This window comes from Streptococcus raffinosi, from assembly GCF_030284685.1.
Classification (GTDB): domain Bacteria; phylum Bacillota; class Bacilli; order Lactobacillales; family Streptococcaceae; genus Streptococcus; species Streptococcus raffinosi.
This window is the reverse complement of sequence record NZ_JASUZV010000012.1, coordinates 19,668-37,236: the sequence shown is the minus strand read 5'-3', so window position 1 is coordinate 37,236 and position 17,569 is coordinate 19,668. Positions and strand designations below refer to the sequence as shown.

Here is a 17,569-nt window from a genome sequence, read left to right as displayed (position 1 = left end):
AAGCTATTTAGAATTGTTTGTGTTATAATGATAATGTTAAATATATAAAAGGAGTATCAGGAATAATGAAACGTATTGCTGTTTTGACTAGTGGTGGAGATGCCCCTGGCATGAACGCTGCAGCTCGTGCAGTTGTTCTTAAAGCAATTTCTGAAGGAATTGAAGTATTCGGCATTAATCGTGGATACGCTGGTATGGTTGAGGGAGATATTTTCCAACTTGACGCTAAAGGTGTATCTAACATCTTGAGCCGTGGTGGTACTTTCCTTCAGTCTGCACGCTATCCTGAGTTTGCCCAACTTGAAGGCCAGCTTAAGGGTATTGAGCAACTTAAAAAGCATGGAATCGAAGGTGTAGTTGTTATCGGTGGAGATGGCTCTTACCATGGTGCTATGCGTTTGACTGAACATGGTTTCCCAGCAGTTGGTCTTCCAGGAACTATCGATAACGATATCGTTGGTACAGACTATACAATTGGATTTGATACAGCTGTTGCAACTGCAACAGAAGCTTTGGATAAAATCCAAGATACTGCTTTCAGTCATGGACGTACTTTTGTCGTTGAAGTAATGGGACGTAACGCTGGTGATATCGCTCTTTGGGCTGGTATTGCTTCAGGTGCTGACCAAATTATCGTGCCAGAAGAAGAATACGACATCAACGAAGTGGTTCGTAAAGTTAAAGAAGGTTACGAATCTGGTGCAAAAACTCACCACGTAATTGTACTTGCTGAAGGCGTTATGGGTGCTGAAGAGTTTGCAGCTAAAATGAAAGAAGCTGGAGATACTTCAGACCTTCGTGCCACAAATATTGGACACGTGGTTCGTGGTGGTTCACCAACAGCTCGTGACCGTGTTCTTGCGTCATGGATGGGTGCACATGCTGTTGATCTTCTTAAAGAAGGTATTGGTGGTGTTGCCATTGGTATTCACAATGAAGAACTTGTTGAAAGTCCAATTCTCGGTACAGCAGAAGAAGGTGCTTTGTTCAGTTTAACTGAAGATGGCAAGATTATTGTCAACAATCCACACAAAGCTCGTCTTGATTTTGCAGAGCTTAACCGTTCTTTAGCTAACTTGAAATAATAGCGGTTCTATTAATTATTGTTAATCCGTCGCAAAAGCGACAATAAATATAAGGGAGTTTTATTTATCATGAATAAACGCGTAAAAATCGTTGCTACACTTGGTCCTGCGGTTGAAATCCGTGGTGGCAAAAAATTTGGTGAAGAAGGCTATTGGGGTGAAAAACTTGACCGCGATGCATCTGCTAAAAATATTGCTCAGTTGATTAAGGAAGGTGCGAATGTTTTCCGTTTCAACTTCTCACACGGTAACCATGCTGAACAAGGTGAACGTATGGAAGTTGTTCGTCAAGCAGAAGAACTTGCTGGTCAAAAAGTAGGTTTCCTTCTTGATACTAAAGGTCCTGAAATCCGTACTGAATTGTTTGAAGGTGATGCAAAAGAATTTTCATACAAAACTGGTGAACAAATTCGTGTTGCTACTAAACAAGGCATCAAATCAACTCGTGAAGTTATCGCTTTGAACGTTGCCGGTGGACTTGACATCTTCGATGATGTTGAAATTGGTAAACAAGTTCTTGTTGACGATGGTAAACTTGGTCTTCGTGTTGTAGAAAAAGATGCTGAAAAACGTGAATTCGTCGTTGATGTTGAAAACGATGGAATCATCGCTAAACAAAAAGGTGTTAACATTCCTAACACTAAAATCCCATTCCCAGCACTTGCTGAAAGAGATAATGACGATATCCGTTTCGGTCTTGAACAAGGTCTTAACTTCATCGCTATCTCATTCGTACGTACTGCAAAAGACGTACAAGAAGTTCGTGCTATCTGTGAAGAAACTGGTAATGGACATGTTAAATTGTTGGCTAAAATCGAAAACCAACAAGGTATTGAAAACATTGATTCAATCATCGAAGCTGCTGATGGTATCATGATTGCACGTGGTGACATGGGTATCGAAGTTCCATTTGAAATGGTTCCAGTTTACCAAAAAATGATTATCACAAAAGTCAATGCTGCAGGTAAGATTGCTGTTACAGCAACTAACATGCTTGAAACAATGACTGACAAACCTCGTGCAACTCGTTCAGAAGTATCTGACGTATTTAACGCAGTTATTGATGGTACTGATGCTACAATGCTTTCAGGTGAATCTGCTAATGGTAAATATCCTGTAGAATCAGTTCGTACAATGGCTACAATTGATAAAAATGCACAAACTCTTCTTAAAGAGTATGGTCGTCTTGATTCATCAACATTTGGTCGTTCAAGCAAGACTGAAGTTGTAGCATCTGCAGTTAAAGATGCTACAAACTCAATTGATATCAAACTTGTCGTTGCACTTACTGAATCTGGTAACACAGCTCGTTTGATTTCTAAATACCGTCCAGAAGCTGACATCTTGGCAGTAACATTCGATGAAATTACTCAAAAATCATTGATGCTTAACTGGGGTGTTATTCCGGTAGTTACTGAAAAACCTGCTTCAACTGATGATATGTTTGATGTTGCTGAAAAAGTAGCATTGCATTCAGGTCTTGTAGAATCTGGTGATAACATTGTTATCGTTGCTGGTGTTCCAGTAGGTACAGGTGGAACAAACACTATGCGTATTCGCACAGTCAAATAATTTGAGTTTCTACTTAAATAGAAAGAAGGTCCTAGGGATCTTCTTTTTTTGTGCAAAAACGAAGAACTTTGTATATTGCATTTTGATATTAGTCTCCCAGTATCAGTGAAGAATCACAGTCTTCAACATCATAATGATGGAAAGAAAGTCTATCTTGACAAAATATCTCTATATAATTATAATTATGTTTATAATCATATAGTTACTAAACTTCAGATACAAGTCACAAAAATAAGGAGGTATGGTTATGGCCACAAAAAATATTTATGTTGCAGAAGCAGATCTACACTTATTTGATGATGCTGCCAAGTACGCCGGAAGTGTTTCTGCCGCTGTGATACAGGCACTTCAGGACTTTCTAAGTGTTCAACGCAACAAAAGCGAAGGGTATGACAAGATTGAGTTAAATCTCTATGAAAAAGGGGTAAGAAGAAAGGTAATGTTCTATGGTATGGAGATTACTCGTGTAGAACGTCCGGTAGACGGTGGAATAAGGATTGACACGATTTATAAAACTGCAAAAGGGCAGCTTGCAGTGGCAACCAAGGTTCGCAAAGAGCTTCCGAATTGGGCGAAAGGAAATCCACACGTATGGGAAAACCCGCAGTCTTGGTCACATGATTTTTGGAATCTGGGGGACAGAGTGTTAAGCGTATATCCGGACATAGAGAGCCTAAAGGAGAAGAATGCGTATCTTGCTGAGTGCTGCGAATCTTCTCTTTCGGAAAAGCCTTATGAGTTTTTGGATATTTAGATTAGGTATAAATACTAGATTTATAGAACTATAACAAGCAAATAATGAGATAGCTTTGTGTTTATATATCATATGGATTTCAGAGATGAAAAGAAGGAAGCTTTAATTAACATTGCTATGGTATATTTTTCTGGTGTTCGGGATTATCGTCTTTCTCCTCGCGGTTAATGTAAATCATGTTCAAAAATTGATATTAAAAAAAGCGGAGCGACTCTTAGACGAGTCTGTTCGTACCGGAATTGTAGAATATCATTATTCCGTTGACGGGATTGAGATCATTTCTCAGCTTGTGATCAGCAAAAATTATTGAACCTCATATAAGGGATACGCTACTAAGGGGCAACATATATACGCGGTAACCATACTAAGGTCGGTATTATTTTACATCATGGGCAGTAAGGGGGTATGAGATGGCGCTGATTACTAAAATCAAAACCTATCGCGAACAGGCCGGAATAAAACAATTTTTAATATTTTTTCTATTTTGGGGGCAAAATCCCGACATCTACATCTAGTAACGCTATCCAGCATCACGTTCACAACTTGACGATATAGAGCTTTCTTAATATTATTTAGTTAAATATATTTTAAGTGGGGTGAAAGGATGATTAACTTTTTTTGCAAATAATCTTAAAAAAGCAGCATTACCAGTATGTATGGTATTGTTGCGCCCATTGCGAGAAAGTTAAATTCTATTTATCCAGAATATCTTAGTAGCATCACTCTCATGGAGTGGTTCCATTTTGCTATGATGAGCTGCAAGAATTAACTTTCTTGTAGCTCTGTTTTTGTTTTTTGTAGCTCTATATCTCTAGAGTCATTAAACTTCTTTAAAGATTTAGGGATATTTTAGACAAATAGTGATTAGCTATTCGTTAAGTAAGTGAGGTCTTTATTTCAGAAGTGTGGTAGTTTAATCTTATTTAGTGTTGTTAACGATTTAGCTTTATTCGGAATGGATGCCTTATGAAAAATAAGGATTTTTTTGAATTTTAACAATATCTATAAAATTCTCATTTTGAAAACGTAATATCGAAAATAATGAAATCTCGATTTCCTTTTTACAGATAATTCTAAAAAATGATAGTTATACATAGGTATGGTAATATAACCCGGAAAAACATTATATTTATACTGTATTAGCAATATTTGTTGGTTTTGATTTAAGATTAATTTAAAATATTTGAAAATATGAGCAAATATTCCCACAAATATTAGGAAATATGTTAGAATGTATAACGATTAGTATTTTTGAATACTTTTAACCTCATTGAGGGGTGAGATACTTAAATGCATAAATGAGGAGGATTACCAAAGTGGGTAAAGATTTATTTAATGATCGAATTAGTCGATTTTCGATTCGTAAATTGAATGTAGGAGTTTGCTCGGTTCTGTTGGGAACTCTTGTTATGGTTGGTGTTGCAAATCAAGTTTCAGCTGATGAAACTAGCAACCAAACCCAAGTAGAAGATGTGACCAATACGACTGCAGTAGCAAGTGAAGGAACACAGTCTCAAAATACTGCTGCAACTCAAGCTTCGATGGAAGTCGCAAATATTTTATCTAGTTCTGAGGCAAATAGTCAGTCTCAAGCTGTTTCAACAGCTAGCCAAATAGTCTCTGAAGCATCAACGACACCAGCTTCTAGTGAAGCAACATCTCAGGCAGCTGTTTCTACTTCGGAGACATCAGCTAGTTCTGTACAATCTTCAAATAGTATTGCTGGTACTGTGAATGTAGCTAGTAGCACGACTGGCGCTTCAACGACAGCATCTAGTTTAGCAGCCACTTCTGAATCACAAGCCTCAGCACCAGCATCTGAAGCGCAAAATGTGAATGTTGAAGTAGAGGCTTCTAGTAGTAACTCCCTTTCTGGAGGGGTTGAATCTCCAGTAGTGGAACAACCTGTAGTGACAGCTGAAACTTCTGGCAAACGTCGTAGCCGTCGTTCTATTGCTGATCCAAACGATCCAAACCTCATCGCAGATGATGTCCAAGATGCCACTTCAACTCCGAAAGAAACAAAACCAGGTTTCACTACTAATATCAAAGCTACAGACTTGGCCAGCCAAATCTCTTGGTTGGACTTTGGTGATACAGCCAACTGGACTGGAACAACCACAACATCGAGTGGGAATCTTGCCCTTCAAGTAGGGTCTACCTACACCAAAGAAATCATGCCGGGCTATGTGGTAACCATCAAAGTTAAATCTTTAAAACCTTTCCAAGCGACAGAAATCTACAAAAAGCGCTTGGAAAACCGGGGAGCGACAGAAGCTGAAAAGGCTACCTATGACCCCAATGCTAGAAATGGTTATGTGAATGGGGCTACTTCAAATTATACCAAAGCAGCTTTCAGTGCTGGTGAAGAAGCCAAAGTTATTGCTGAAGCTCAAAACCAATGGACAGAAATACGAAAAGAAGGCATCAATACTGGTACTAAAAAAACAACCATCAGTTCCGAGTTTGACGGTGGCAATATTGGGGTCCAGTTTGAAATTTCTGCGACCTTCCGTGGAAAAGTGGTCAAACCTGCCATTGTCATGGCGGATGGTGAGTCCGCTAACCCTGGTGAATTGGTTATGTTCACCACAAACGGAGAAGGTTGGCAACACATTGGGGAATGGTTAAAGAACAATAATAAAAATACGAAAACTTATATTCCACAAAATACAGACAATTTATTTGGTTCAAGCCCTTCCACTAATATAAATGGCATGAATCTCTATAGGACGAACCTTGATCAACTTCGACGTTCAACTCAAGTTGGACCGGATAAAAAAGCGGTTGCTTGGAAGTACTTTGGAAGTGCCGATTTAACAACTGGGGGTCTCGGAACAGGAGTGTTCGGACCAAATATTTCTTCAAGTGATGTTGCTGTTCCCCTTGTTATGACCAAGGGAGCTTCTGAGATTGGTCTTTATATCGTCTCAGGTGGGAAACAGTCCGCTATGTTTGGATTTTTCCCGCTTGATGAAGGGGATGCACCAGAGTCTTATGGTAAGGCTATCCACTCTATCGCAACCGTTGATGGGATAACAGGTAAAAAAGTCAACCAACCTTATCTTGGTCACTTGAGCCCAGATATGGATGAAAACAATGCACTTGATTGGTTTGGTGATGATAATGCAACGACAGCTGATGAAGGAGTTGATCAATTGCTCCCAGCTGAGCTCAAAGGGACAACCAATGAGATGATCAAGATGGATCGTACGCATCCAGGGAACTACACCATCACTCTTGAAGCCCATACAGATGGGGCGCCTCAAGCCAATATTTATGGTTGGATTGACTTTAACCAAAACGGCACCTTTGATGAAGATGAACGTTCTGAGTTGGCTACTATTACCAAGGATGGTTCTGTTACTCTAAGATTCACCAAGAGCAAAACCTATATCGATCCAAGTGTCAATGAACTAGGTGTCCGCGTGCGAATTGCTAAGGATGCTGTTCAAATCGAAAGCCCTACAGGAATGGCTTTCTCAGGGGAAGTTGAAGATTTCAGAACTCAGGTTACTCACCCACCAAAAGGAGAAGTCAAAGAAACAACTGGTCTTCAAGGCGAAAAACAAAGCTCTACTGTAGCCTTTACGGCTCGTGGTCTCTATAAGTATAGTCTTACAGATAAGGCTCAGATTGACGAGACAGTTGCTCCTCAGATGGTGGACAACCGTACTGGTCAAGTCGTAACACCTGGAGCAGATGGCTATTATGCTGTGGCTGGTCAAGGGAAATATAAGATCACTCCAAACGGGACTTCAGTGGATGTTGAGTTCATTCCTGAAGATCACTTCCTAGGAACAGCAGATGGTATTTCTATCCGTCGTACAGATACCAATGGCTATGACACAGGTTGGTCTACTAAATTCCCTGACATGGAAGCCAATGTCGATACGGCCATCAATACCATGGACGGTCTTTACATCCCAACGGTTACTCCAAAAGATATCGAAGGCGAAAGCAAGACGTCTACCGATGTGCAAGGAGCAACCCAAACAGGTACACCAACCTTTAATGTAGTTGGAACTAACCTAGATGGTAATAAGATTACTGTTACTCCAAGTGCCTTATATCCTGCTAAATTGGTAGATCCAGCAACTGGTCAACCGACAAATGCGCTTTCTGTTACGGTAGCTGGAGAAGGAACTTACACTATCGATGATACGACTGGTAAAGTGACCTTCGTTCCAGAACCTGGTTTTACAGGTACTGCGAATGGCGTAACGGTGACCTTGTCTGCTCCTGTTGGACGAGATAAAGATGGTACGATTCGTGATGAGTACGTTAAGACAGCGACTGCTAAGTACACTCCAACGGTAACACCAATTACGGTTACTCCTACAAATAAAGTTTCTGCAGATGTTCAGAACGTTCCTCAAACACAAACACCAACCTTTGATTTAAGTAATGACAAAACAGCTCAAATCACAAGCAAGAAATTGGTGGATCCAACAACTGGTCAACCGACTGATGATGCAACTGTAACTGTAGCGGGAGAAGGCTCTTACACCATTGATCCAACTACAGGGGCTGTAACCTTCACACCTGAAAAAGACTTTGTCGGAACCGCTAAAGGTGTAACGGTCAAAGCAACTGCAACTATTACAAATGAAAACGGTAAGACCGCAACGATCACATCTGACGCGACATACACACCAACAGTTGTAGCAGCTGTTCCAACAGCTCAACCGGCTAAATCTAAGGATATTCAAGGTGCCACACAAACAGGGACTCCAACCTTTGCAGGCACAACTGTTCAAGTCAACGGTCAAGATAAGGCTATTACCATCAAAGACAATAGCTACAAACTCTTGGATAAAGATGGGAACGAAGTAACCGGTACAACCCCAGCATATGCGGCAGACGGTACAACTGTGATTGGTAACTTCTCAATTGATTCGGCAACTGGGACAGTAACCTTCACACCGACTGATAAATCCTACACAGGTGCTGTGACACCAGCTAAGGTACAAGCTGAAAGTTCAAACGGTATTAAAGTTGATACAACTTACACACCAGAAATCGTTCCAGTAAGTCCAACCGCTACACCAGCTGAGTCTACTGATATCCAAGGTGCCACACAAACAGGCAAACCTGAATTCCAAGGTGGAACAGTAAACGTTGATGGCGTTGATAAGACAGTAGCGATTAATGAAGCTGTACCAGCGACATTTGACGATGGTACAAAAACTAAGACAATTCCAAACGTAGGTACTTACACAGTAGCAGCAGACGGAACAGTAACTTTCGTTCCAGAAAAATCATTTGTCGGAACTGCACCAGCGGTGACTGTTGTCCGTGAAGACATGAACGGAACCAAAGCGCAAGCGACATACACACCTACAGTTACACCAGTTAAGCCTACTGCGGATCCAGCAACTTCAACTGGTAAGCAAGGTCAAGAACAAACAGGCAAACCAGTCTTCACTGAAGGTAATAGCCGTGTACCAATGAACGATAGGGTTGCTGCAACCTTTGATGATGGTTCAACGACGAAGACAGTTCCAAACGTAGGTACTTACACAGTAGCAGCAGACGGAACAGTAACTTTCGTTCCAGAAAAATCATTTGTCGGAACTGCCCCAGCAGTGACTGTTGTGCGTGAAGACATGAACGGAACCAAAGCGAAAGCAACATACACACCAACAGTAACTCCAGTAACCCCAACAGCGACTCCAGCTGAATCAACAGGTCCTCAAGGTGTAGTTCAAACGGGAACAGTAACCTTCACAGAAGGTGATCCTGTCGCACCAATCGACAAAAATACCATTACCCTTCTTGATGAAAACGGTCAGCCAGCTGCGGCAGTATTTGCAAAATCACCGGCAGGTGTAATTATTGGTACATTTACGGTAGATAAGATTACTTCAGTGGTGACATTCACACCAAGTGATAAATCTTACTCAGGTGAAGTGGTTCCTGTTAAAGTTCGAGCTGCAGATACTAATGGTACAACTGTAGAAACAACTTATACACCTAAGATTACACCAGTTGTTCCAACTGCAGAAGATGCAACATCTACAGATATTCAAGGTGCGACACAAACCGGTAAACCAACCTTTACCGAAGGTGATAGCCGTGTGCCGATGGATGATGACACACCAGCGACTTTCGAAGATGGTTCAAAAACTAAGACAGTCGATGGTGTTGGTACTTATACAGTAGCTGCTGACGGAACGGTGACTTTCAAGCCGCTACCAACATATGTTGGTACACCTGAAGGCGTGACTGTGAAACGTGTCGATAAGAATGGTACGGCTGTAACAGCTAAGTACACACCGACAGTTACACCAGTAGTACCAAGTGCTACACCAGCAGTTTCAGAAGACGTTCAGGGAGCTACACAAACCGGTAAACCTGAATTTACTGCTGGAAATAGCCGTGTACCTATGAATGATGCTGTTCCTGCAACCTTTGACGATGGATCAAAAACTAAGACAGTTGATGGCGTCGGTACTTACACGGTAGCGACGGATGGTACGGTAACCTTTGTTCCAGAACCAAGCTTCACTGGTACAGCACCAGCAGTGACTGTTGTGCGTGAAGATATGAACGGTACTAAAGCTTCAGCAACTTATACGCCGACAGTTAATCCAGTAACTGTAACACCAACTAATAAAGTATCTGAGGACGTTCAAAACGTTCCACAGACAGAAACACCAACTTTTGCCTTGAGCAGTGACAAAACAGCTCAAATTACAAGCAAGAAATTGGTGAATCCAGCAACTGGTCAACCGACTGATGATGCAACTGTAACTGTAGCGGGAGAAGGCTCTTACACCATTGATCCAACTACAGGGGTTGTAACCTTCACACCTGAAAAAGACTTTGTCGGAACCGCTAAAGGTGTAACGGTCCAAGCAACTGCAACTATTACAAATGAAAATGGTAAGACCGCAACGATCACATCTGACGCGACATACACACCAACAGTTGTAGCAGCTGTTCCAACAGCTCAACCTGCTAAATCTAAGGATATTCAAGGTGCCACACAAACAGGCACTCCAACCTTTGCAGGCACAACTGTCCAAGTCAACGGTCAAGACAAGGCTATTACTATTAAGGACAATAGCTACAAACTCTTGGATAAAGATGGCAACGAAGTTTCAGCGACGCCAGCTTATGCGGCAGATGGTACAACTGTGATTGGTAACTTCTCAATTGATTCGGCAACTGGGACAGTAACCTTCACACCGACTGATAAATCATACACAGGTGCTGTGACACCAGCTAAGGTCCAAGCTGAAAGTTCAAATGGTATTAAAGTTGATACAACTTACACACCAGAAATCGTTCCAGTGACACCTACAGCAACGCCAGCTGAAACCACTGACATTCAAGGTGCGACTCAAAAAGGCAAACCTGAATTCCAAGGTGGAACAGTAACAGTTGATGGCGTTGATAAGACAGTAGCCATCAATGAAACTGTCCCAGCGACATTTGACGATGGTACAAAAACTAAGACAGTTGACGGCGTTGGTACCTACACTGTAGCATCAGATGGTACAGTAACCTTTGTTCCAGAAAAATCATTTACTGGTACAGCACCAGCAGTGACTGTTGTCCGTGAAGACATGAATGGAACCAAGGCGCAAGCGACGTACACACCAACAGTTACACCAGTTAAGCCAACTGCAGAGCCAGCAACTTCTACTGGTAAGCAAGGTCAAACCCAAACAGGTAAGCCTGAATTTACTGAAGGTAATAGTCGTGTGCCAATGAACGACGATGTTCCAGCAACCTTTGATGATGGTACAACAACTAAAACAGTTCCAAACATTGGTACCTACACAGTCGCTTCAGACGGAACTGTAACCTTCGTTCCAGAAAAATCATTCACCGGCGAAGCCCCAGCAGTGACTGTTGTGCGTGAAGATATGAACGGAACCAAGGCTTCTGCAACCTACACACCAACCGTAACACCAGTAACTCCAACAGCGACTCCAGCTGAATCTACTGGTCCTCAAGGTTTGGTTCAAACGGGCACGGTAACCTTCACAGAAGGTGATCCAGTTGCGCCAATCAACAAGGATTCTATTACCCTTCTTGATGAAAATGGTCAACCAGCTGCTTCAGTAGATGCCAAATCACCAGCAGGTGATGTTATTGGTACCTACACCGTTGATAAAGAAACAGGTGTGGTGACCTTCACACCAACGGATAAATCTTATTCAGGTGACGTAGTTCCTGCGAAAGTGCAAGCAGCTGATACAAATGGAACAACAGTAGAGACAACTTACACACCTAAGATTACGCCGGTGGTACCTACTGCTGAACCTGCAGCATCTACAGATATCCAAGGAGCCACTCAAACTGGTAAGCCAGTCTTTACTGAAGGCAATAACCGTGTGCCGATGGACGATACCGTTCCTGCAACTTTTGACGATGGTTCAAATAAGAAGACAGTCGATGGTGTTGGTACTTACACTGTAGCATCAGACGGAACAGTTACCTTCAAGCCACTTCCTACTTATGTTGGAACACCTGAAGGCGTAACCGTGAAACGTGTTGATAAGAATGGTACGCCAGCAACTGCAACTTACACGCCAACTGTGACACCAGTAACTCCAACAGCGACACCAGCTGAAACGTCAGGTGTTCAAGGGGCAACTCAATCTGGCAAACCAGTCTTCACTGAAGGCGACAGCCGCGTGCCAATGAACGATGCCGTTCCAGCAACCTTTGATGACGGATCTACTTCTAAGACAGTCGATGGCATTGGTACATACACAGTAGCAGCAGACGGAACAGTAACTTTTGTTCCAGACCCAAGCTTCACTGGTACAGCACCAGCTGTAACTGTTGTTCGTGAAGATAAGAACGGAACCAAAGCCTCTGCAACTTATACACCAACTGTAAATCCAGTCACTCTTACTCCAACAAATAAAGTTTCTGAAGACATTCAAAATGTCCCTCAAACAGAGACTCCTACATTTGCTTTGAGTGATGATGAGACTGCTCAAATTACAAGCAAGAAATTGATTGACCCTGCAACAGGTCAACCAACAGATGAAACAAGTGTGACAGTAGCAGGTGAAGGAACTTATACAATTAATCCTACTACAGGAGCTGTAACCTTCACACCTGAAAAAGACTTTGTCGGAACTGCTAAAGGTGTAACTGTTCAGGCAACTGCGACAATTACAAATGAAGCTGGTAAGACTTCAACTATTACTTCAGATGCAAGTTACACCCCAACAGTTGTAGCAGCTGTTCCAACAGCTCAACCAGCTACATCTAAAGACATCCAAGGTGCAACTCAAACAGGAACTCCAACCTTTGCAGGTACAACAGTTCAAGTTAATGGTCGAGACAAAACTATCACCATCAAAGACAACAGTTACACATTGTTAGACAACGATGGTAACGAAGTTTCTACTACACCAGCTTATGCGGCAGACGGTACAACTGAAATCGGTACTTACTCAATTGATCCAGCAACTGGTCAAGTAACCTTCACACCAACTGACAAATCTTATACAGGTCAAGTAACGCCTGTTAAGGTTCAAGCTGAAAGCTCAAACGGTATCAAGGTAGATACAACTTATACACCTGAAATCGTTCCAGTAACCCCAACAGCTCAACCAGCTGAAACCACTGATATTCAAGGTGCTACACAAACAGGTAAACCTGTATTCAAGGGTGGCACTGTAACAGTAGACGGCGTTGAGAAAACAGTAGACATCAATGAAGATGTTCCAGCAACATTTGATGATGGCTCAACTACCAAGACAGTAGACGGCGTTGGTACCTACACAGTAGCAGCAGACGGAACCGTAACCTTCGTACCTGAGAAAACATTTACTGGAACTGCACCAGCAGTGACTGTTGTGCGTGAGGACAAGAACGGAACCAAAGCTTCTGCAACTTATACACCAACTGTGACTCCTGTAACACCGACAGCGACACCAGTTGAAACTACAGATATCCAAGGTGCTACACAAACTGGTAAACCTGTATTTACTGAAGGTGACAGCCGTGTGCCAATGAACAATGATGTTCCAGCAACCTTTGATGATGGCTCAACTACCAAGACAGTAGACGGCGTTGGTACCTACACAGTATCAGCAAACGGAACTGTAACTTTTGTTCCGGAGAAATCATTCACAGGTAAAGCACCAGCCGTAACGGTTGTTCGTGAAGATAAGAACGGAACCAAAGCTTCTGCAACCTACACACCAACTGTAACTCCAGTAACACCGACAGCGACACCAGTTGAAACAACAGGTAAGCAAGGTCAAACTCAAACAGGTAAGCCTGAATTTACTGAAGGCGACAGCCGTGTGCCAATGAACGATGATGTTCCAGCAACATTTGACGATGGCTTAACTACCAAGACAGTAGATGGCGTTGGTACTTACACAGTATCAGCAGACGGAACTGTAACTTTTGTTCCGGAGAAATCATTCACAGGTAAAGCACCAGCCGTAACGGTTGTTCGTGAAGATAAGAACGGAACTAAAACCTCTGCAACTTACACACCAACCGTAACTCCAGTGACTCCAACTGCAACACCAGCTGAATCTACTGGACCTCAAGGTCTTGTTCAAACTGGAACAGTAACCTTCACTGAAGGTGACCCAGTTGCACCAATTGATAAGGATACCATTACTCTTCTAGACGAAAATGGTCAGCCAGCAGCTTCGGTAGATGCGAAATCACCAGCCGGTGACGTGATTGGTACCTTCACCGTTGATAAAGAAACAGGTGTTGTAACCTTCACACCAACAGATAAATCATACTCAGGTGATGTTGTCCCAGTTAAGGTTCAAGCAGCAGATGCCAATGGAACTACAGCTGAAACAACTTATACACCGAAGATTACTTCGGTTGTTCCAACTTCTGAAGATGCTACATCGACAGATATCCAAGGTCAAACACAATCTGGTAAACCAACCTTCACAGAAGGAAATCCAAATGTTCCAATCGATGAAGATACTCCAGCGACCTTCGAAGATGGATCAACTACGAAGACCATTCCTGGTGAAGGAACTTATACTGTTTCTCCAGATGGAACTGTAACTTTCGTTCCTGAAAAATCATTCACTGGAACTGCTACAGGCGTAACAGTGAAACGTGTGGATAAGAACGGTACTAAAATCACAGCTAAGTACACACCAACTGTGACACCAGTAACCCCAACAGCTGAGCCAGCAACATCTACAGATATCCAAGGTGCAACTCAAACAGGTAAGCCTAAATTTACTGAAGGCGATAGCCGTGTACCAATGAACGATGATGTACCTGCAACCTTCGATGATGGTTCAACTACGAAAACTGTCGACGGTGTTGGTACTTACACAGTAGCAGCAGACGGTACAGTAACCTTTGTACCTGAAAAATCATTCGTCGGAACGGCACCAGCTGTAACAGTGGTTCGTGAAGATAAGAACGGAACAAAAGCTTCTGCGACATATACACCAACCGTAACACCAGTTACCCCAACAGCAGAAGATACAATATCTACTGACAAACAAGGTCAAACGCAATCAGGTACACCAACCTTCACACCAGGAAATCCAAATGTTCCTATGGATGATGATACACCTGCAACCTTTGAAGATGGCTCAACTACGAAGACCATTCCTGGTGAAGGAACATACACTGTTGCTCCAGACGGCACAGTAACCTTTGTTCCAGAAAAATCATTCACTGGAGAAGGTACAGGAGTAACGGTTAAACGTGTCGATAAGAACGGTACTTCAGTTACTGCTAAGTACACACCAACTGTGACTCCTGTGACACCAACAGCGACACCAGCTGAATCTACTGGACCTCAAGGTGTTGTTCAAACTGGAACAGTAACCTTCACTGAAGGTGACCCAGTTGCACCAATTGATAAGGATACCATTACTCTTCTTGATGAAAATGGTCAGCCAGCAGCATCAGTAGATGCGAAATCACCAGTCGGTGACGTGATTGGTACCTTCACCGTTGATAAAGAAACAGGTGTTGTAACCTTCACACCAACGGATAAATCATACTCAGGTGATGTCGTTCCAGTTAAGGTTCAAGCAGCTGATGCAAACGGAACTGTCGCTGAGACAACTTACACACCGAAGATCACTCCAGTTGTACCAACTGCTGATCCTGCAACATCTACAGACATTCAAGGCCAAACACAAACAGGTAAACCAAGCTTCACGCCTGGTAACCCAAGTGTACCAATGGATGATGATGTACCAGCAACCTTTGATGATGGTTCAACAACTAAGACTGTTGAAGGTGTTGGAACTTACACAGTAGCAGCAGACGGTACAGTAACCTTTGTTCCAGAAAAATCATTCGTCGGAACCGCACCAGCTGTAACAGTGGTTCGTGAAGATAAGAACGGAACAAAAGCTTCTGCAGCTTACACCCCAACAGTAACTCCAGTGACACCAACAGCGACACCAGCAGAATCAACTGGTCCTCAAGGTGCAACCCAAACAGGTAAGCCTGAATTTACTGAAGGCGATAGCCGTGTACCAATGAACGATGATGTTCCAGCAACCTTTGAAGATGGTTCAACTACGAAGACCATTCCAGGTGAAGGAATATACACAGTTGCTCCAGATGGAACCGTAACCTTTGTTCCAGAAAAATCATTCACAGGAACAGGTACAGGTGTAACAGTGAAACGTGTGGATAAGAACGGTACACCAGTTACTGCAACTTACACCCCAACAGTAACTCCAGTGACACCAACAGCGACACCAACAGAATCAACTGGTCCTCAAGGTGTTGTTCAAACGGGAACTGTAACCTTCACCGAAGGTGATCCTGTTGCCCCAATCGACAAGGATACCATTACTCTCCTTGATGAAAACGGCCAACCAGCTACTTCAGTCATTGCTAAGTCACCAGAAGGTAAAGAAATCGGTACTTACACAGTTGATAAGACTACAGGCGTTGTAACCTTCACACCGACTGATAAATCTTACTCAGGAGAAGTGGTTCCAGTTAAGGTACAAGCTAAAGATACAAATGGCACACCAACTGAGACAACTTATACACCTAAGATTACGCCTGTTGTACCAACTGCTGATCCTGTAACATCTACAGACATCCAAGGTCAAACACAAAGTGGTAAACCAATCTTCACACCTGGTAACCCTGCAATCCCAATGGATGATGACGTGCCAGCAACCTTTGAAGATGGTTCAACTACGAAGACCATTCCAGGTGAAGGAACTTATACAGTAGCTCCAGACGGAACCGTTACCTTCGTTCCAGAAAAATCATTCACAGGAACTGGAACTGGCGTGACCGTCAAACGTGTGGATAAGAACGGTACACCAGTTACCGCAACTTACACCCCAACTGTGACACCAGTAACTCCAACAGCAGAATCTACAACTTCAATTGGAAACAAGGGCCAAACCCAAACAGGTAAACCAGTCTTTACCGAAGGCGATAGCCGTGTTCCAATAAATGACAAGGTTCCAGCAACCTTTGACGATGGCTCAACAACCAAGACTATCCCAGGTGTTGGTACATACACAGTAGCAGCAGATGGTACTGTAACCTTCACACCAGAAGCTGAATTCACAGGAACGGCACCAGCAGTAACAGTGGTTCGTGAAGATGTGAATGGAACCAAAGCTTCTGCAACCTACACACCAACTGTACGTCCAATCACTAAGTTTGTGGACAAAGAAGGCAAGGAAATCCAAGGATATCCGGCTCTTGATGGTGAACAACCAAAAGCTGAGATTTCTGGTTACCGCTTCGTCGAAACCAAGAAATTGCCAAATGGTGATTTCGAACACGTCTACGAAAAAGTGACAACTTCTTATGTGGACGAAAATGGCACTCCAATTCCAGGTTACCCAACAGAAGAAGGCCAACAACCTAAGAAAGATATTCCAGGTTATGAATTTGTGAAGACAGTTGTAGATGAAAATGGTAATACCCAACACATCTACAAGAAGACCGTGACTCCAACACCAGTACCGGATTCAACACCGACACCAGAGCCACAGCCAACTCCACAAGCAAAACAAGAAGAATCTGTTCTTCCAGAAACAAAAGAAGAAGCAAGCTTCATCAATCCAACTGATGAAAATGCTCAACTTCCAAAAACTGGTAGTGAAGATTCAAACCTTGCAATCTTTGGTTTAGCAAGTCTTCTTGCAGGATTTGGACTTTACGGCACGAAACGTCGTAAACGCTAAAA

General features: G+C 42.7%; 4 protein-coding genes. All 4 read left to right on the top strand.

Annotation, left to right across the window (positions count from 1 at the left end):
* Positions 1 to 65: 65 nt before the first annotated feature.
* On the top strand, positions 66 to 1,085 hold the full coding sequence (gene pfkA, locus QRD39_RS08290; RefSeq protein ID WP_008534441.1) for a 6-phosphofructokinase: 1,020 nt from the start codon (positions 66 to 68) through the stop codon (positions 1,083 to 1,085).
* Positions 1,086 to 1,154: 69 nt separating this feature from the next.
* Positions 1,155 to 2,657: a pyruvate kinase gene (pyk, locus tag QRD39_RS08285; protein ID WP_285956202.1), complete on the top strand. Its 1,503-nt coding sequence runs from the start codon at positions 1,155 to 1,157 to the stop codon at positions 2,655 to 2,657.
* A gap of 247 nt (positions 2,658 to 2,904) precedes the next feature.
* Positions 2,905 to 3,411, top strand: a complete 507-nt coding sequence (locus QRD39_RS08280; RefSeq protein WP_285956201.1) for an EXLDI protein — start codon at positions 2,905 to 2,907, stop codon at positions 3,409 to 3,411.
* A gap of 1,316 nt (positions 3,412 to 4,727) precedes the next feature.
* Complete coding sequence (locus QRD39_RS08275) at positions 4,728 to 17,567, top strand: GEVED domain-containing protein (protein ID WP_285956200.1); 12,840 nt, start codon at positions 4,728 to 4,730, stop codon at positions 17,565 to 17,567.
* Positions 17,568 to 17,569 lie beyond the last annotated feature (2 nt).